The sequence below is a fragment of the Roseibium sp. MMSF_3544 genome (assembly GCF_030732845.1).
Taxonomy (GTDB): Bacteria; Pseudomonadota; Alphaproteobacteria; order Rhizobiales; family Stappiaceae; genus Roseibium.
In genome coordinates this window covers 1-16,967 of sequence record NZ_JASHKA010000009.1, presented here as the reverse complement: position 1 = coordinate 16,967, position 16,967 = coordinate 1, and the positions used below count along the sequence as shown (strand labels likewise).

At 58.2% G+C, this 16,967-nt stretch carries 17 protein-coding genes; 9 read left to right on the top strand and 8 right to left on the bottom strand.

Annotated elements, in window-relative coordinates:
• Positions 1 to 5: 5 nt before the first annotated feature.
• The 5 genes from RBB47_RS14300 to RBB47_RS14280 form a co-directional block, all read right to left on the bottom strand.
• Positions 6 to 983: an ABC transporter permease gene (locus tag RBB47_RS14300; protein ID WP_305986499.1), complete on the bottom strand. Its 978-nt coding sequence runs from the start codon at positions 981 to 983 to the stop codon at positions 6 to 8.
• Positions 984 to 998: 15 nt separating this feature from the next.
• Positions 999 to 1,973 carry an ABC transporter permease gene (locus RBB47_RS14295; protein ID WP_305986498.1) on the bottom strand — a complete coding sequence of 325 codons (975 nt, stop codon included), beginning with the start codon at positions 1,971 to 1,973 and terminating at the stop codon, positions 999 to 1,001.
• 73 nt (positions 1,974 to 2,046) lie between these two features.
• On the bottom strand, positions 2,047 to 3,627 hold the full coding sequence (locus RBB47_RS14290; RefSeq protein WP_305986497.1) for an ABC transporter substrate-binding protein: 1,581 nt from the start codon (positions 3,625 to 3,627) through the stop codon (positions 2,047 to 2,049).
• Positions 3,628 to 3,760: 133 nt separating this feature from the next.
• On the bottom strand, positions 3,761 to 4,906 hold the full coding sequence (gene argE, locus RBB47_RS14285; protein ID WP_305986496.1) for an acetylornithine deacetylase: 1,146 nt from the start codon (positions 4,904 to 4,906) through the stop codon (positions 3,761 to 3,763).
• 49 nt (positions 4,907 to 4,955) lie between these two features.
• Positions 4,956 to 6,671: an adenylate/guanylate cyclase domain-containing protein gene (locus tag RBB47_RS14280; protein WP_305986495.1), complete on the bottom strand. Its 1,716-nt coding sequence runs from the start codon at positions 6,669 to 6,671 to the stop codon at positions 4,956 to 4,958.
• A 203-nt stretch (positions 6,672 to 6,874) separates the two neighbouring features.
• Here RBB47_RS14280 and RBB47_RS14275 point away from each other — a divergent pair, with 203 nt between their 5' ends.
• Positions 6,875 to 7,234, top strand: coding sequence for an ArsC family reductase (locus RBB47_RS14275; protein ID WP_305986494.1), 360 nt, complete (start codon positions 6,875 to 6,877; stop codon positions 7,232 to 7,234).
• Positions 7,235 to 7,353: 119 nt separating this feature from the next.
• Here the strand turns inward: RBB47_RS14275 and RBB47_RS14270 are convergent, their stop codons facing one another.
• A complete protein-coding gene (locus RBB47_RS14270; RefSeq protein ID WP_305986493.1) occupies positions 7,354 to 7,770 on the bottom strand; it encodes a D-Ala-D-Ala carboxypeptidase family metallohydrolase in 417 nt (138 codons plus the stop codon).
• Between the two features lie 192 nt (positions 7,771 to 7,962).
• Between RBB47_RS14270 and RBB47_RS14265 the strand changes: the two genes are divergently transcribed.
• Together RBB47_RS14265 and RBB47_RS14260 are read left to right on the top strand one after the other, a co-directional pair.
• Complete coding sequence (locus RBB47_RS14265; RefSeq protein ID WP_305986492.1) at positions 7,963 to 9,279, top strand: aspartate aminotransferase family protein; 1,317 nt, start codon at positions 7,963 to 7,965, stop codon at positions 9,277 to 9,279.
• Positions 9,280 to 9,410: 131 nt separating this feature from the next.
• A complete protein-coding gene (locus tag RBB47_RS14260; RefSeq protein ID WP_305986491.1) occupies positions 9,411 to 9,698 on the top strand; it encodes a hypothetical protein in 288 nt (95 codons plus the stop codon).
• A gap of 52 nt (positions 9,699 to 9,750) precedes the next feature.
• Here the strand turns inward: RBB47_RS14260 and RBB47_RS14255 are convergent, their stop codons facing one another.
• Positions 9,751 to 10,347, bottom strand: coding sequence for a LysE family translocator (locus RBB47_RS14255; protein WP_305986490.1), 597 nt, complete (start codon positions 10,345 to 10,347; stop codon positions 9,751 to 9,753).
• Positions 10,348 to 10,445: 98 nt separating this feature from the next.
• Between RBB47_RS14255 and RBB47_RS14250 the strand changes: the two genes are divergently transcribed.
• The 6 genes from RBB47_RS14250 (at position 10,446) to RBB47_RS14225 (ending at position 16,630) form a co-directional block, all read left to right on the top strand.
• Positions 10,446 to 11,855: a PLP-dependent aminotransferase family protein gene (locus RBB47_RS14250; protein ID WP_305986489.1), complete on the top strand. Its 1,410-nt coding sequence runs from the start codon at positions 10,446 to 10,448 to the stop codon at positions 11,853 to 11,855.
• Between the two features lie 109 nt (positions 11,856 to 11,964).
• Positions 11,965 to 12,741, top strand: coding sequence for an energy-coupling factor ABC transporter ATP-binding protein (locus RBB47_RS14245; protein ID WP_305986488.1), 777 nt, complete (start codon positions 11,965 to 11,967; stop codon positions 12,739 to 12,741).
• Positions 12,738 to 13,349 carry an energy-coupling factor transporter transmembrane protein EcfT gene (locus tag RBB47_RS14240; protein ID WP_305986487.1) on the top strand — a complete coding sequence of 204 codons (612 nt, stop codon included), beginning with the start codon at positions 12,738 to 12,740 and terminating at the stop codon, positions 13,347 to 13,349. Before RBB47_RS14245 ends, RBB47_RS14240 begins: the two co-directional genes overlap by 4 nt.
• Before the next feature lie 99 nt (positions 13,350 to 13,448).
• A complete protein-coding gene (locus RBB47_RS14235; protein ID WP_305986486.1) occupies positions 13,449 to 14,003 on the top strand; it encodes a biotin transporter BioY in 555 nt (184 codons plus the stop codon).
• A 24-nt stretch (positions 14,004 to 14,027) separates the two neighbouring features.
• On the top strand, positions 14,028 to 15,464 hold the full coding sequence (locus RBB47_RS14230) for an AMP-binding protein (protein ID WP_305986485.1): 1,437 nt from the start codon (positions 14,028 to 14,030) through the stop codon (positions 15,462 to 15,464).
• The gene (locus RBB47_RS14225) at positions 15,461 to 16,630 is read left to right on the top strand and encodes a thiolase family protein (protein ID WP_305986484.1); all 1,170 of its coding nucleotides are present in this window, start codon (positions 15,461 to 15,463) and stop codon (positions 16,628 to 16,630) included. The genes RBB47_RS14230 and RBB47_RS14225 overlap by 4 nt, the downstream gene beginning before the upstream one ends.
• A 116-nt stretch (positions 16,631 to 16,746) precedes the next feature.
• On the opposite strand, the gene RBB47_RS14220 is transcribed toward RBB47_RS14225, so the two are convergent.
• Positions 16,747 to 16,967, bottom strand: a 221-nt coding sequence (locus RBB47_RS14220) for a hypothetical protein (protein WP_305986483.1), incomplete at its 5' end; no start/stop codon positions are given.

Genomic DNA, 16,967 nt, shown 5'->3' with positions numbered 1-16,967 from the left:
TGGCCTCACCGCAGTTTCGGGTTCAGGGCGTCGCGCAGCCAGTCGCCCAGAAGATTGACGTTCAGAACAAGCAGAGCCAGTGCAAGACCCGGGAAGATCGCGATCCACCATTCGCCAGAATAGAGGAAGTCATTGCCGATCGCGATCAGCGTCCCGAGGGACGGCTGGGTGGGCGGCATGCCGACACCGAGGAATGACAGCGTCGCTTCGGTAACGATCGCGAGGGCCAGATTGATGGTTGCGATGACCATCACGGGTCCCATGACGTTCGGCAGGATATGACGCGCCATGATGATGATCGACGGGATCCCGATCACGCGCGCTGCCTGAACGTATTCCTTGTTTTTCTCAACCATGGTGGAGCCGCGGACCGTGCGCGCATATTGCACCCAGAACGACAGCGCCAGCGACACGATCAGGATGTAAAAGGCGAAAATCTCCCGGTCGATCCCACCGAAAATGCCCGCCGCAATACCGTCGATCAGGAGGGCGATCAGAATGGCCGGGAAGGTCAGCTGCACGTCGGCAATCCGCATGATCACGGCATCGACACGCCCGCCCATATAGCCGGCGACCAGGCCGAGCGATATGCCGAGCACCGCGGCCGCGATCACGGAGCAGAAGCCGACAATCAGCGAAATCCGCATACCGTAGAAAATGGCCGAAAGCAGATCCCTGCCCTGGTCGTCGGTCCCGAGGAAAAAGCGCGGATCCGAGTATTCCATCCAGACCGGTGGGACGCGTGCATCCAGGATTGAGATCGTGGCAAGGTCGAACGGATTGTGCGGAGCGACCCAGGGGGCAAGAAAGGAAAGCAGAAACAGGACCGCGGTGCCTATGGCAGCCGCGACGGTGACCTTGGAGCGCAGGAACGAATGGAACAAGTCGCTGTCGAAAATCTTGGCGATGCGTCCCTGGGCCGGCTGGCTTCCGGCGCGGTCTTCGACGGCCGCTTTGACTTCTTCATTGGAGACGTAAGGCATGAGTAACAGTCTCCCTTAAGGCCGTCCGACGCGTAGGCGCGGGTCGATGAAGAAATAAAGAATGTCGACGATGAAATTGATCGCCACGAACAGGAATGCGGTCAGGAGCAAGTAGGCTGACATGATCGGGATGTCGACATTCTGGACGGCCTGCAGGAACATCAGTCCCATGCCGGGCCAATTGAAAACCGTTTCCGTGATTGTCGCGAACGCGATGATCGCGCCAAGCTGAAGGCCGGTGATTGTGATCACGGGAACCAGCGTATTTTTGAGCGCATGCTTGAAGTGGACAAGCCGGTCCGGCAGGCCGCGTGCGCGGGCAAACTTGATGTAGTCCGTCCGGATCACTTCGAGCATCTCCGCCCGGATCAGCCGCATGATGAGGGTCATCTGGTAGAGCCCGAGCGTGATCGACGGCAGGATCAGAGCTTTCAATCCGGAGATGGTCAAAAACCCGGTGGTCCACCAGGAGCCGATCTGCACGGTTTCACCGCGCCCAAAACTCGGGAGCCACTGCAGAGTGACCGAGAACAGGAAGATCAACAGAATCCCGATAAAGAAGGTCGGTAACGAGATTCCGATAAGCGAAACGGACAGGAACATCTTGGAAATCGCCGATTCCCGATTGAGACCCGCATAGATTCCCATCGGGATTCCAACCACCAGCGCAAACAGAGCCGATGTGAAACTGAGCTCAAGTGTTGCCGGGATCCGTTTTGCAAAGAGTTCCGAAACAGGGACTCGGAACTGGTAGGACGTGCCGAAATCGAACTGGGCCGCCTTGGTTACGAAACGCAGGAACTGGACCGGGATCGGATCGTTCAGGCCAAGTCTCTCCCGAAGGGCTTCTCGCTCCTCGATAGATGTTTCGATACCGACCATCTGGTTGATCGGATCACCCACAAAGCGGAACATGGTGAAGGCGAGCAGCGCCACCACCAGCATGACTATCATCGCCTGGATCAGGCGGCGCGTCGCAAAACCTATCATTTCGGCTCTTTAGCGTCTGACATGAAAATACGCTCCCGGCAGTGCCGGGAGCGTCGAGCAATATGCGCTTGGATCAGTTCTTGACGATGAATCGGAACTTGAACTGGTTGTCGGCGCGTTGAACGAGCTGGACCTTGTCCGAAACGCCCCAGGCAAGACCCTGCTGGTGCAACGGAATGTAGTTGACGTTGTCGTGGCTGATCTTGTAGGCCTCCGCGATCAGACCGTCACGCTTTTCCGGATCGATTTCCACCAGAACCTGGCCGGTCAGTTCGTCGATTTTCTCATCGCAGAAACCGCCGAGGTTGAACGGTGAACCCTCACCACCTTCGGTCCGGCAATTCATCAGGTTCGACAGAACGTTCCAGCTGTCGAGAGAACCAGGGGTCCAGCCGAGCAGGTAGAAGGACGTGTCGAAACCGCCGGATGCCAGCACTTTTGCGAAATACTTGGCTTTCGGCTGTGCATTCAGGTCAACCTTGACACCAACCCGCGCCAGCATGGCGGCGACCGCCTGACAGATGGCTTCGTCATTGACATAGCGGTCATTCGGGCAGTCCATTCCAACCGTGAACCCATCCGCATAACCGGCATCTGTGAGCAGTTTCTTCGCCGCGTCCGGATCATATGGATAACGTTCAAATTCGCCGGACTTGGAAAACAGGAACGGCGAAATCATGATGGCGGACGGCGTTGCCAGGTCGCGCATGACCTTCTGCTTGATCGCCTCGATGTCGATAGCCTGATAGAAGGCCTTGCGCACATTCGGGTCCTTGAACGGGTTCTTGCCCTTGACGTCGGAATAGAGCAGCTCGTCGCGCATCTGATCCATGCCGAGGAAGATTGTGCGCAGTTCCGGACCGGTCAGAGCGACGGTGCCGGCATTGTCGTTGATGCGCTTGATGTCCTGGACCGGGATTGGATAAACCATGTCCAGCTCGCCGGACAGGAGCGCGGCAACGCGTGTCGCATCGGACGGGATCGGGGTGAATTCGATTGTATCGACGTTGGAGGTGGATTCGTCCCACCAGCCGTCATGTTTCTCGTAAACCGTCTTAACACCGGCTTCGTGGCTGAGGATCTTGAACGGACCGGTGCCGTTTGCATTCAGCGCCGCGTAATTCGGTGTGGTGTCGGATGCGGATGTGACTTTGACCGCATCGTTCTCGGTCGTCCATTCCTTGTCCATGATGTAGAACGTATCCCACTCGTAGTGCAGGATCGGGTTCGGGCCGGTCAAAACGAAATCAACCGTGTGATCGTCTACGATTTCCACCTTTGCATCGGCCGGAACGCGCGTCGTCAGGTCGGACCCTTCGGAGCGGACGCGCTCTACGGAAAAGGCGACGTCTTCGGCGTTGAAATCGTTGCCGTTGTGGAACTTGACGCCCTTGCGAAGATAGAAGCGCCAGCGGTTCGGTTCGATGATTTCCCAACGCTCAGCCAGAGCCGGTTCAATCGCCAGGTCAGCGCCGCGTCGTGTCAGACCTTCATATGCATTGCCGAGCGACGACAAGGTGAACGTCTCGTTGAGACTGTAGGGATCGAGCATGTTCAGGCTGCCCTGAAAGGCGAACTTGAATGTTTCAGCCTGAACAGCTCCGCCTGTCCCCGCAGCCAGCAGCGCGGTCAAAAATAGTGCTTTTTTGTTCATTTTCCCCTCGTTTGTTCCGTGTTCCGGAAAGACCCTGCAGATCTGGTTGTATTTAATAATCCAGATACATCCATTGGCTAGTGCGAACTATGACACTGTAATTGTCCGTGTTCAAACCTGTTTAGAAGCGTTTTTACGATAATCCCGTAACGAGCCTGTCCAAAAAGCCGGCGCACCGGTCCAATTCGGCAAGCTCGATAAACTCATCTGCCTGATGGGCCTGATCAATTGAACCCGGCCCGCAGACGACGGTCGACAGTCCGTGCTCCTGAAAGATGCCGCCTTCTGTTGCATAAACGACCACGTGGCGCCCGTTGTCACCGGTCAGGCGGCGGACTTCGGCTTCCGCGATGCCGTCGGTCTCTTCCGACAGTCCGGGAACATAGGCCAGTTCCTCGACGCTGATCGCGCAATCAGTGGAGATCGCCAGCATGTCCGGCAGGACATCCGTTTCAATGAACGATTTATACGCGGCGATCCACCGTTCGGCGCCGTCGCCCGGAAGCAGGCGGATATCGGTCACGAACTCGCAATTCTGGGCGGTAATGTTGTGCGCTTCTCCGCCCTTGATCACACCGCTGTGCAGCGTCGTATAGGGAGGTTCGAACGGGCAATCGGGGTCGGCGGCAGCCCTGTTTTCTGCCGTTCTTGCATCAAGCCAGGTAATCAGTTTTGCGGCAGCCGAGATCGCTGAGACCCCTCTGTGCAATTGGCTGGAATGAGCAGGGTGCCCCCGGACCTTGGTCCGGAAGACTGCGATTCCCTTGTGCCCGGTGACGACTTTCATGTTTGTCGGCTCGCCCACGATCGCAAAGCGCGGCCTGGGGCCCCTGGCGAGCAGGTCGCGGACCAGTGGCGGTGCACCGAAGCAGCCGACTTCTTCGTCATAGGAAAGCGCGACATGTATTGGCCGTTTCAGGTCCGCAGCGACAAAGTCGGGGACTTTCGCAAGCACCGTTGCGGCAAATCCCTTCATGTCTGCAGAGCCGCGACCGTAGAGCCTGCCATCCTCTTCCCAAGCCGAGAACGGGTCGCTCGACCAGTTCTGACCGGTCACCGGCACGACGTCGGTGTGTGCGGAAAGGACCACCCCACCGTCGATCGGCGGTCCAATTCTGGCGTGCAAAGCCGCCTTGGTGCCGGTCTCGTCCGGAACGCGCACTGATTCGACACCGTGCGATGCCAGGTAGTCTTCGACATATGAGACGAGTTCAAGGTTGCTGCGGTCCGAAACCGTATTGAAGGAAATCAGCTTCTTCAACATTTCCCGAGGCGTCATGCGGGTACTCACAGATGGTTCTAGGGACATGAAAGGCGCAAGCAGGACGTTAATCTTCGGGGATTTCGACGGTATCTAAGCTGCTCATGGTGAAGATTTGCAAGGGAATTTCCTTGCCGCGCAATTTGATCTCGGAGGTTTGAGCATCGGTCACCGTCGCTTCGGCGGCGTCCAGAACGGACTTCGATACGGCGAGGAAACTGTTGTGCGCCTTGTTTTCAGACTCCAGCCGGCTCGCCGTATTCACGACATCACCGAGTGCGGTGAGGCCGCCGGTTGTGCCTGCTGCTCCGATCCGGCCGAGGATCGCCGGTCCCAGATGCAGGCCAATGCCCAATCGTATCGGATCGCTGAACTGCGGACCTTTTTCCGTTTCGAGCTCTGTCATGACACCTTCGATGCGTTTGGACGCACGCAAGGCCTGGCGGGCTCCGACTTGGGGATTTGTATCCATGCCGAAGATGGCCATGATGCCATCGCCGATGAATTTGTCGACGAAGCCGCCCTCAGCCTGAATGGCCGCAGAGGCCTGATCGAGATAATTGTTCAGGAGATGGACCACGTCGTAGGCAAGCTGTGACTCGGTTATGCGGGTGAAATTCCTGAGATCAACAAACATCACCACGACGTCCTGTTCGACACCCCAGTAGTAGGCGTCTTTCAGGTTCTCTGTGGTTTCCGCCTTTGCCTTGACCGGCACCAGGGGTTGGACCTCGATGTTCTGCTGTGGCCGGATCTGGCACGCGAGCCGCACGTCGTCAGTAGCGGAAATACGGGAAAGGACTGCTTGTTCGGCGGCATCTGGTGCCGAAAGCGTTTCTGCACCGTCGAGCACCTTCACGCGGCATGTTGAGCATCTGGCGCGCCCGCCGCAAACGGATGCGATCGGGACTTCGTTGATGCGGCTGATTTCCAGAAGCGTCGCCCCGGGCTTGGCTTTGACCGCAAGGCTGCCGGGATAGGTAATCGTCAGCCGCCTGGCGCTCAGGCTGACAAGGTACCGGACAAGGATCACGAGAAGACTGACAATGATCAGCCCGAAGGCCACCGCCCGGGCCTCGATTGTGAACACGGTCAGCCAGTCGAACTGCTCCGGCGAGACCTTCACATTAACGTCCTTGGCGAGTTCGAGACGGCGTGCCCCTTCGATAAAGCCCCACAAGGCGAGCACCGGCATCGCGATCGCAAAGGCAAGTGCTGCATATTTCAGGCGATGATAGAGCGGATAAAGCCTGAGCCAGAAATGCAGGCCGATCATGGAATGCACCCACACCACGAGAAGAAGGAGAGACTGCGTGAAGCCGTGCCTCGGCCAGAGGATCGTCAGCATTTGGTGGTAGGTCGGCGCGAACCCGAACTCGTTGGCGAGACCCATTGTCATGCCCACATGCGGGATCAGCGACCAGGGAATATAAAGGCCGAGAACAAGCTGGATGAACTCCCACCTGGGCATTTTCAGCGTGCGCCGTCTGGCCGTGCGCCAGAGCGCGAGCAGCACATGCGTGACCGCCGCCAGCATCAGGACAGTTTCGCCGATCTCGTTGCGCCAGATCTTGTAGTGCCAGACCGATGCCTTTTCCATGGCGTCGATCGAAATGATGCCCAGAGCATGGTTTGAAAAGTGGCTGAGGCAGAAGACGAACAGGATGAGCCCGCTCCACAGCCGCAGACGTTGGCGCCAGTTGCCCCATCCGGGCACGAATTTGCCTCTCGGACTGGACGAACTTGTCTTGACCGGCAGGGAGGCTGATCCTGTCGCTGTCATTCGCTGTTTCCGGTCATGTCTGGTTCACACTCGGCAATCTTGTTATCGGCACTCACTCTTAAAAAGCTGTGGCCTGAGAGTAAAGCGGGGTCAACCCGTGCAGTGGAAAGCCCAGTCAGGGACTTGAAACGCCGTCGCCAAACCGTACTGTCCGAAGCTTGGAAACAGGAAGTTGGTCGTCACGCGTTCAGGAAGGAAGTTACATGAAAGTCTACGGCATCAAGAACTGCGACACGGTCAAAAAGGCGCGCAAGTTTTTGGAAGAGGCTGGAATCGAGTACGACTTTCACGACTACAAAAAAGACGGTGTGAACGGAGACAAACTTGCCGCTTTTGTCGATGAGTTCGGCTGGGACACTGTCTTGAACCGGCGCGGTACGACCTGGCGAAAACTTGACGAGGCCACCAAGGAAGGCGTGACCGGACCGGCAAGTGCGCTTGAGGTGATGATCGAAAACCCATCGGCCATCAAACGCCCGATTGTTGAAGGCGCGGTGAAGAACTTTGTCGGTTTCGATCCGGTGTCCTGGGAAATGGCGCTGGAGCTCGGAGAGCTGAAATGACCGGCGAATGCCCGCAAATCTTCCAGAAGTCCGTGTTCCTTAAAGCTTGAAGAGGGATGTTATTCTGACCCTCAAGGGCGTTGACTGTTGAGCACCTTTGGGCACGAGTGGCTGTCAACCTACCAGGTGCGCCGCGGGCCGGTGTCGATATGATAGTGCCCTGACGCATAATACTTGTAACCACCGACCTCCGGTTGGGCTTTCAGGAACGCGACCACCGAGGAAGGATTGCCGCTGACCGAAAAGTCCACGGCCTGGCAATTCAAGTGATAGGAATTTTTCGCGCCGCCCTTGCGCCAGTTTTCCAGCCACCAGCGTTTGGTGGAATGGACAGTGACTTCGCCGTAACGCTTCGCGACGCGGTTCAGTACCTTTTTCAGTTTGCGTGGAACGCACCAGGACGTGTCGTCATAGTCGATTGAACCGTGAGATGCGGTTGCCCAGCCCATGCCGGTCACACCGGCAATGGTGCCGCAACCGGCAAGCGTAACAGTTAATCCGATAAAGAAGATCCAGGCAAAGAGGCGCTGACGCATAACTGGTGTGCCTTGTCGAAATTGTGATGCGATGTCCCCCACGCGCAGGTTTCTGCAATTTGATTAAAATTGTGATGAAAAAGTTGGTTAATGCGGATAAGAAACAAATGTTTCAGGTTTAGCGTAAATCTGATACAAATGTCACAACCTCACTTCTGACCGCTGTCCGGTCCACTGTCCAGGTCTGAGTAAATGTCCCACGTTTTTCCCCGCCACACCAAAGCCAACCCGCCTGTCGCCGAGTCTGGCGATGGGTGTTATATTATTGACAAGACAGGCAAAAAATACTTCGACGGATCGGGTGGGGCAGCAGTTTCTTGCCTGGGGCACAGCGATCCCGACGTGACAAAGGCAATCAAAGACCAGATCGATCATATTGCTTTCGCTCACACGGGTTTCTTTACCAGCGAGCCGGCTGAAGAGCTTGCGGACCTCTTGATTTCACACGCTCCGGGCAATCTTGACCGTGTTTACTTCGTTTCTGGCGGATCCGAAGCCGTCGAAGCCGCGCTCAAGCTGGCGCGCCAGTACTTTCTGGAAAAAGGTGAGCCGTCGCGCCACAGGGTCATTGCTCGCCGGCAGAGCTACCACGGCAACACGCTTGGCGCGCTCGCCACGGGTGGGAACCAGTGGCGCCGGGAACCATTTGCGCCGCTGATGATCGACACATCGCATATTTCACCATGCTACGAATACCGCGGCCGCCGGGACGATGAAACGGCTTTCGAATACGGCCAGAGGGTCGCGGGTGAACTGGAAGCGGAAATTCTGCGGCTCGGACCGGAAAACGTCATGGCGTTTGTTGCTGAACCTGTCGTCGGCGCGACGGCGGGCGCGGTTCCCCCCGTTGAAGGCTACTTCAAGCGGATCCGGGAAATCTGCGACGCCCACGGCATCCTGCTGATCCTGGACGAAGTCATGTGCGGCATGGGCCGCACGGGAACCCTGTTCGCCCACGAACAGGACGGTGTCTCACCGGATATTCTCTGCGTCGCCAAGGGTCTGGGTGCAGGTTATCAGCCGATCGGTGCAATGCTTTGTACAAGCGAAATTTATGCAGCGCTCGAATCCGGGTCCGGTTTCTTTCAGCACGGTCACACCTATATCGGACATCCGACAGCCTGTGCGGCAGCCCTTGCCGTCTTCAAAAAATTGTCCGGTGGTCTCGTCGAGCGAGTCTCGCCGATGGGCGAAAAACTGGATGGTGCATTGACCACCGCCTTCGGACAGCATCCTCATGTCGGCGACATTCGCGGCCGGGGTCTGTTTCGGGGCATTGAACTTGTCGAGGATCGGGCGACCAAAGCGCCTTTTGATCCGGCGCGTGGTCTCAACAAGGCAGTGAAGAAAGCAGCGTTCGAAGCAGGCTTGATCTGCTACCCGATGGGCGGCACGGTCGATGGCGTGCGTGGCGACCATATTCTGCTCGCCCCACCCTTCATCCTCGAAGACAGCCATGTCGACGAAATCACCGATAAGCTGGACCGGACCTTCAGGTCGGTTTTCTGACCGCCTTATCACCGGTCGAAGCTTACCGTTAGATGGTGCTTACGTTAAATTCGCTTAACATTACATAGAGTTAAATTGAAGATTTGCTGATCGGGGCCACCTCTAGGTGCACACAAACCTAGGAGGAAATGATGGCTTACATCACGGAAGAAAACAAAGCAGGGTCTGCATCCGCGAACAAGGCAAGCGGCTTTCTGACCTGGCTTTCAAATGGCTTCATCAGCATGATGGAGCGCATGTATGAAAACGCAAAGCATCGGCTGCCGCCCATTCACAAAAATGAAGAAGCCGGCATCGAGGCAGAGTTGAAAAAACGAAGCGCCTATCAGGGACTTGAAGACGACACTGACCATGATCTGAGTGAGCAGCAGAACTTCAGGGGATACCTGAGCGCCGAGAAATTTCACTACTACTACTAAGGCAACAGCGTTGGGTTGGACTTGAAGGTCCAGCCCAAGCCTTTTCCAACTCTCAAATCGCCAGGGCCCACACTGTTGCTGCCAGCATCGAGATCGCCATGGCGACCGTGATTGCCCGCATGACGGCCCCCTCCCCGATCAGCGCCAGTATCGACACGCCGACAAGTGCCCACAGCGAGTGAAACACCAGGCCGCCAAGCGTGAACCCGGCGATCAATATCAGCGCATTTTCGTGAATGCTGAGGCCGTTCCCCGCCAGAAAAGTCGAAAACGCGACCAGGTTCATGGCCCAGGTTTTCGGACTGAGGGGATGGATCAGCAATCCTTCCCAAAAACTCGGCAAGGCCACTTCGCCTTTCGGTTTGACGCTCAAGGAGATGATGCGCCAGGCGAGATAGGTCATGTAAGCCATGCTGAGGGCCTTGAAGACGGTGACGATCGGGCCCCCGCCCGCCATGACATGCCCCAGCCCATAGGCGACGCTCAGCTTCAGGGGCAGCGACCCGACTTGCGACGCCACAATGACCGGGAACGCCGTCCTGTAGCCAGCTGAAGCGCCGATTGCGAGAAAGGTCAGGTTTCCCGGACCGGGCGTGCCGGTCATGACGATGACGAAAATCGCAAAGGCAAGAAAGGTGGCGAAATCCATCGGGTGTCTCCAACTACAATATCGATACAATCGATACAAAATGAGGGAGATACTAATTGTCTTGAGATATTGTATTAGTCAATGTAAACATTGTTCCCATGACAATGTGGATTCCGAAAATCGAGGAAGCGCAGGGACCGATCTATCTTGCGATCGCCGATGCGCTGGAAACCGATATCAGCGAGGGCGTTCTGGCCCAGGGCGACCGCCTACCGCCGCAACGCGAGCTCGCCTACCAGCTTGGCGTGACGCTCGGCACCATCACGCGTGCCTACGGCGAAGCGGAACGGCGCCGGCTGGTGAAGGGCGAGACTGGGCGCGGGACCTATGTGGCACCGGAAACGCACAAGGTCTCGCCGCTCATCCCGAAAGAGGGTGAACCGGAAGTCTGCGACCTTGCGCGCAATTTTGCCTACCCGCATCTCAACCCGAGCCTTTCCGAAGGGCTTGTGCGCATGGCACGAACGGCCGGCATCGATCGGCTGAACGGCTTCGTGCCCTCCGAGGGCCTGAAGGCCCACCGGGAAACCGGCGTGCTCGTGTTCAAGGACTACGGCCTGGACGCCGATCCCGAGCGGGTCGCGGTTACCTGCGGGGCACAGCATGGTATTCAGGTGACCTGCCAGGCGCTTTTCCGCAGCGGAGATGCGATTGCCATTGACCGGTTCACCTATCCCTCGATTTTTCCGTCACTTGCCAGCATCGGACTGAAACCTATTCCGGTGCCCGCTCTTGTCCGAGAGGATGGCGGCTTCGGTGCAATGGACCCGGTGGCTCTGGCCCAGGCCGCAAGACTCCATGGCGTCAAAGGTGTCTTCCTGATGCCGAACATGCAAAACCCGACGACCCACACAATGTCCGTCACCGAGCGCGAAAACCTTGTCGACGTGGCGCGCGAGCATGATCTGAAAATCGTCGAGGACGATCCTTACACGCCCTTCTTGCCCGAGACCTTGCCGGCATTCGGAGCACTGGCCCCGGAAAGAACCGCGTCAATTGCCAGTATCTCCAAGGTTTGTTCCCCCGGAAGCAGGATCGGGTTTGTTCATGTTCCGGAACTCTTCGGCGATTCCATTCGGAACAAGATCGGCGAGAGCACCTGGATGGCCTCGCCGATCACGGCAGAACTGATTGCCGGATGGGTGCGCGAAGGTTTCCTGTTCAAGACCTTGCGTTTGAAACGGGCCGCCAACCGCATCCGGTTCCGTCGAGCGCAGGAGATCCTGTCACCTTATTTTCTGCAAGGGGACACCCACAAGGTTTTCGGTTGGTTGCGCCTGCCGGAGCACGTTGACGCCGATGCGGTTCAGGCGACGCTTGGCCACCAGCGCATTTCCGTGCTGTCCGCCCGTTACTTTCAGTCCAGGGAGCATGCACAGGCGCCGTATCTGCGCCTCACCTTCGGTTCGGAAGAGTCCGACGAACGTTATTTCAAAGCGCTCGAGATTGTCCGCGCGACCATTGACCAATTGGCCGAATTGCCGGAGTTGGGCCGTCCGGTAGGATAGGGTCGCTTTGACATCACGGGCTTTCCGGTCAATAAGCTGTCCCCGGAAAACGCGATGAGCGGGGCATTTCCGTCAATAGGTGAGAGCTCTGGGCTCTCGGCGAGGACACATGGCTTTCTGGCCCAAAAAGAAAAATGAGGCATCGGTCCGGGTGTGCGACCCGGCGGCAAGCCCTTTTGCGGTTTTTGAGGACGTCGGCCTGGATATCGGCGATAGACGGATCCTGTCCGGCCTGAATCTGTCACTCAAGGAAGACCGGATCGGCGTGATTGGCCTCAATGGTTCGGGTAAGAGCACATTCGTGCGCCTGCTTAACGGTTTGCGCACCCCCAGCGAAGGCTCTCTGACGCTCTTTGGCGCCCAAGCTCAAAAGGCGGCTCCGGAGTTGCCGCGCCATGTCGGTTTCGTGTTCCAGAACCCGGATCATCAGGCCATTTTCCCCACGGTCGAAGAAGAGATCGCGTTTGGGCTGAACCAGCTGGGGGCTGGCAAGGACGAAAGCCGGAAACGCGCTGCAGAATTTCTTGCGTTGCATGGCTGTGAAGCGCTGGCAACGTCGCCGATCGCCGAGCTTTCGGAAGGTCAGAAGCAGCTGGTCTGCATCCTGTCGGTTCTGGTCATGGAGCCGGCGTTGCTGGTTCTGGACGAGCCGATGACCAGTCTGGATGCACTGGCTTCGCGAAAGATCAGGGACAAGATCCTGTCACTTCCGCAAAAGATCGTCATGGTCAGCCACGACCTCAGCCATTTCGAGGGTTTCGACCGCATTCTCTGGCTTGAAGACGGCCGGTTACGCATGGACGGGTCACCGTTCGAGGTCTTGCGGGCATTCGAAACGGACATAGACCGCAGGTCAGGTGCCAAACTGGAGCTGGCAGCGCTGTGATCTCGATCTATCTCCAGGGAAACAGCTGGCTTCACAAGACACCGGCGAGCCTCAAACTGCTGGCTGTGGCGGTCGCCAGCCTCGTGTTGTTCATGGTCAAGTCCGCATGGGTTTTCCTGCCCTGCCTTGCGGTCGTCATCGGCCTTTATGCATCGCTCGGCCGCACGGGCCTGCGACAACTCAAGCTGCTGCGCGGGCTCACATTTTTTCTGGGGATCCTGCTTCTCCTCCATTGGGTCTCGGGCACCTTCTGGGAAGGTGTGACGGTTATCTTGCGCCTGATCGTGCTGGTCCTGGCTGCCAATCTGGTCTCTGTGACAACGCGCATGGACGATATGCTGGAAGCCGTCATGCCATTGTTCAAGCCGCTGGAATGGTTCGGTGTTTCGGCAAGGAGACCGGCGCTTGGCGTTGCGCTCGTGCTCCGCTTTGCGCCTTACATGATGCAGGTCTTTTCCAGGTTGCGGGAGGCCTATCAGGCCCGGACCGGAGCCAAAAACTCGTGGAAGCTCCTACCGCCCCTCGCCATTCAGTGTTTGCGTATGTCCGACAATGTCGCCGACGCCCTGCGGGCCCGGGGCGGATCGGAGGGCTTGTCGGGAAGGTGAAGTTTTTGTGCGGACATGAGTGATCCGCGCGACAGAACGGCTGCAGATCGGTAAACACTGGCGCAGCACCAAGAACAATAAAGGAGGCGTGAAAACGCTATGGCTGATCGTTCGCTCGTTCATATTGCATTCTATGCGGCCCTGATTGCCGCACTCGGGCTGGTTCCGCCGGTCGCCATTCCGTTCCTGGGCGGTGTGCCGATCACCGCGCAGACGCTCGGTGTCATGCTTGCAGGGGTCATGCTCGGCCCTGTGCGTGGTGGCTTGGCCGTGCTTCTTTTCTTGTTTCTGGTAGCGCTCGGAGCGCCGTTCCTCGCTGGGGGGCGAGGCGGGCTCGGCGTTTTTGCAACCCCGTCTGTCGGCTTCCTGATCGGTTGGCCGATCGGCGCCTTTGTCGCCGGCTGGATCATGCGGTCGACGTCAGGCATGAACATCCTTGCATCTGCTGCAATTTCCGCCGCTGTTGGCGGCATTGGGGTGGTCTATCTGTTCGGAATTCCGGGTGTCGCCTATATGGCGAACCTGTCGCTGGGGCAGGCCGCGATCGGCAGCGCAGTCTATATTCCGGGTGACCTCGTCAAGGTGGTGATCACGGCCCTGGTGGCCCAGACCGTAGCCCGCGGTTTGCCCGGTGCCATTCTGTCACGAAGCTGACCTGGATATTCAAGGCGGAATGCCATGGCATTTGTCGGAGACAGGTTGGATGACTTCGCCGCCCGCAGACCGGACGACATCGTCCTGACCTCAGGTGCCGCCGCCTGGAGCTGGCGGCATCTGCTTGATGAGATAGCCGCGGCGGAGGCCTATATCTGCCGCAAGACATCCCGAAATGGCCGTGTCGCGCTGCTGCTTGACGATCCGGCCAAGGTTCTGATCGTGTTCTTTGCCTGCGCGCGCTCAGCGCGCACGGCGATGGTCATGGATCCGGCTTGGCCCGACGCCCATCGGCAAAGCGTCTTGAAGGCCGCCCGGCCGGATATGTGCATCGATGCAGCCGCCTACACGCAGATCCAGTCGCAATCCGTCAAAGACGACCGTGATCGAGAGCTGTGCGGGCGCTCGCCGGATGAGCGCGATCTCTTTTATTGCGGGTTCACCTCCGGTTCGACCGGCGTCCCCAAGGGCTACGTCAGGGATCACGGGTCCTGGCTGAAGAGTTTTGAGCTTTCGGGCCGGGTGTTTGGCATCTCGGACCGCACCCGGGTGGTGCTGGCGGGGCAACTCACCCATTCACTCCACCTTTACGGTGCGGTGTGCGGCCTGTCGGGCGGGCACGAAATTGCCCTGACGCCGCGTTTCGATCCCCGCTCGGTTCTCTCAGACCTTGCGCGCTCAAGATCTGCCACCGCACTTTATGCAACACCGACGCAACTGCACTTTCTGGCAGAGGCTGCGGAACGTAGCGGACCCGTCGAAACGGTCCGCCAGGTGCTGGCAAGCGGCGCCAAATGGCAGGATCGGGATCGCGAAAGACTTGCCCGCGTCTTTCCGGATGCTGACCTGATCGAGTTTTACGGCGCTTCTGAAACCAGCTTCATCACGATTTCAGACACGTTTGCACCACCCGGTTCAGTCGGCAAGGCACCTGCCGGTGTTAAAATCGCCATCGGCGATCCGGACAACCCTGAACGGCCCGGGGAGGCAGGTCCGATCTGGGTCAAGAGCGCCCTTCTGTTTTCCGGGTATTTGTGCGGCAGCGATCCGCAGACGCGCTGGCACAATGGGTGGGTTACCTTCGGAGACCACGGGCAAGTCGATGAAAACGGCTATTTGTTTCTGACCGGCCGCTCGAACCGGATGATCGTGACCTCCGGACTGAACGTCTATCCGGAAGAAATCGAGGGCGTGCTCTTGTCTCATCCGGGGGTCGCCGCCGCAGTGGTCACCGGACTGGACGACGCTGCCAGAGGGCAAAAGGTTGTCGCAGCAATCGAATTGACGGCATCACGTCCAGATGCTGAACAGGAACTGTTGCACCACTGCAGGAAACATCTCGCTGCGGGCAAGGTGCCACGGCGCATCCACGTCGTCGATGCCTTGCCACTTACGGCGGGCGGCAAGCCGGACATTCAGCGTGTGTCTTTGACCCTCAAGGCGCAGGAGACCCCGGCGTGACGAGAAGCGCATACCTGATCGCCGCACGACGGACACCGGTTGCGCCACGCGGCGGCGCCTTGTCTTCGCTGCAGGCCGACGAACTCGCAGCACCCGTTCTCAGCGCACTTCTCAAGGATGCCGGCTTGGCTCCGGCAGCGGTCGACCATGTCATCTTGGGAAATGCCCTTTATGCGGGCGGAAACCCGGCGCGCCTGGCTGCCTTGAGCGCCGGAGTGCCGATGTTGGTGCCGGCGATGACAATCGACACGCAATGCTGCTCCGGCCTCGATGCCATCCTCATGGGGGCGCGCCTGATCGAGGCTGGCGCAGCAAATTGTGTCTTGGCGGGGGGAACCGAGAGTTTCAGCCGGGCCCCGATCCGGATGCACCGCCCATTAGACCAGACTGAAGAGCCCGTTCCTTACGAGCGTCCGCCGTTTGCACCGCCGCCATTTCAGGACCCGGATCTTGCAGAAGCCGCTGCAAGACTTGCAAGGATCCATCAAGTGAATGGTCGTGCGCAGGCAGAGTTCGCCGTGGCATCGCATGAAAAGGCTCTGCGGGCCCGGGACGTTCAGGGCTCTGGTCTGGTGGCTGTGACGGGCGAAGACCGAAACGACGGCTTCACGCGGCAGCTTAAGGTGAGCACTGCGCTGCGGGCACCGATCCTCGCCGGAGATCAGGACTTCGGATTAACGGCAGCAACAATTGCTTGCGAGGCGGACGGAGCGGCCGCCGTACTGCTGGTCTCAGAGAGGATCTGGCGGGAATGCGGGCTGCCCGGGCTAAGAGTTGTCGCGGGTGTGAGCGAAGGGGGCGACCCGGCCGATCCGGCGCTGGTTCCGGTTTCGGTCGCAAAAACGCTTCTCACAATATCCGGACTGGACATGAAGGATATCGGGTGCGTGGAACTGATGGAGGCCTATGCGGTTCAGGCGATGGTGACGGTCAAGAGCCTTCAGATCGACGAGCGCCGGCTGAATGTCATGGGGGGCGCACTGGCGCGGGGTCACCCGATTGGAGCATCCGGTGCCATTCTGGCAGTGCAGCTGTTCCAGCAGATGCTGCGGACGCAGGGGAACGCTGGAGAAACGGCTGACGGACCTGGTCTGGCGTTGATTGCGGCAGCCGGTGGGCTGGGTTCCGGATTGCTTGTCGAGCGCGCTGTTTACAAAGGTGGATAACCAGTAAGGCATTGAAAAAATTAAATTTAGTTCATGTTGTGAATCTTTTTTCGCTTTTTTGTATTTTTTTCAGAGAACACTGTTGACGGTTTTATATTGTGTGCGTATAACGCGGTTCATCGACGGCGGTATTGCTGCTGGCGACAAGGTTTTGTGACCTTAATTCCAGAAAATTGGTCTTGATTGGCCGGGTCGAGAGGTTCGGTATTGGGTCGATTTTGTGTTTGGTTTTGGTTGCGGTCTTGCGAGGTTTTTCCTCTGTTCTTTGACAATTTGGATATGAAGGAAGGGAAGCGTAGGCGGCGTTGGCCTTGCGATCCTCGGCTTAATTGCTGGG

Excerpts from the sequence above, each read along its gene's own strand:
- RBB47_RS14295 (WP_305986498.1), bottom strand. The coding sequence starts at position 1,973 with ATGATAGGTTTTGCGACGCGCCGCCTGATCCAGGCGATGATAGTCATG.
- RBB47_RS14235 (WP_305986486.1), top strand. The coding sequence starts at position 13,449 with ATGGCTGATCGTTCGCTCGTTCATATTGCATTCTATGCGGCCCTGATT.
- RBB47_RS14250 (WP_305986489.1), top strand. The coding sequence starts at position 10,446 with ATGACAATGTGGATTCCGAAAATCGAGGAAGCGCAGGGACCGATCTAT.
- RBB47_RS14230 (WP_305986485.1), top strand. The coding sequence starts at position 14,028 with ATGGCATTTGTCGGAGACAGGTTGGATGACTTCGCCGCCCGCAGACCG.
- RBB47_RS14275 (WP_305986494.1), top strand. The coding sequence starts at position 6,875 with ATGAAAGTCTACGGCATCAAGAACTGCGACACGGTCAAAAAGGCGCGC.
- RBB47_RS14290 (WP_305986497.1), bottom strand. The coding sequence starts at position 3,627 with ATGAACAAAAAAGCACTATTTTTGACCGCGCTGCTGGCTGCGGGGACA.
- RBB47_RS14270 (WP_305986493.1), bottom strand. The coding sequence starts at position 7,770 with ATGCGTCAGCGCCTCTTTGCCTGGATCTTCTTTATCGGATTAACTGTT.
- RBB47_RS14280 (WP_305986495.1), bottom strand. The coding sequence starts at position 6,671 with ATGACAGCGACAGGATCAGCCTCCCTGCCGGTCAAGACAAGTTCGTCC.
- argE (WP_305986496.1), bottom strand. The coding sequence starts at position 4,906 with ATGACGCCTCGGGAAATGTTGAAGAAGCTGATTTCCTTCAATACGGTT.
- RBB47_RS14245 (WP_305986488.1), top strand. The coding sequence starts at position 11,965 with ATGGCTTTCTGGCCCAAAAAGAAAAATGAGGCATCGGTCCGGGTGTGC.
- RBB47_RS14300 (WP_305986499.1), bottom strand. The coding sequence starts at position 983 with ATGCCTTACGTCTCCAATGAAGAAGTCAAAGCGGCCGTCGAAGACCGC.
- RBB47_RS14260 (WP_305986491.1), top strand. The coding sequence starts at position 9,411 with ATGGCTTACATCACGGAAGAAAACAAAGCAGGGTCTGCATCCGCGAAC.
- RBB47_RS14255 (WP_305986490.1), bottom strand. The coding sequence starts at position 10,347 with ATGGATTTCGCCACCTTTCTTGCCTTTGCGATTTTCGTCATCGTCATG.
- RBB47_RS14265 (WP_305986492.1), top strand. The coding sequence starts at position 7,963 with ATGTCCCACGTTTTTCCCCGCCACACCAAAGCCAACCCGCCTGTCGCC.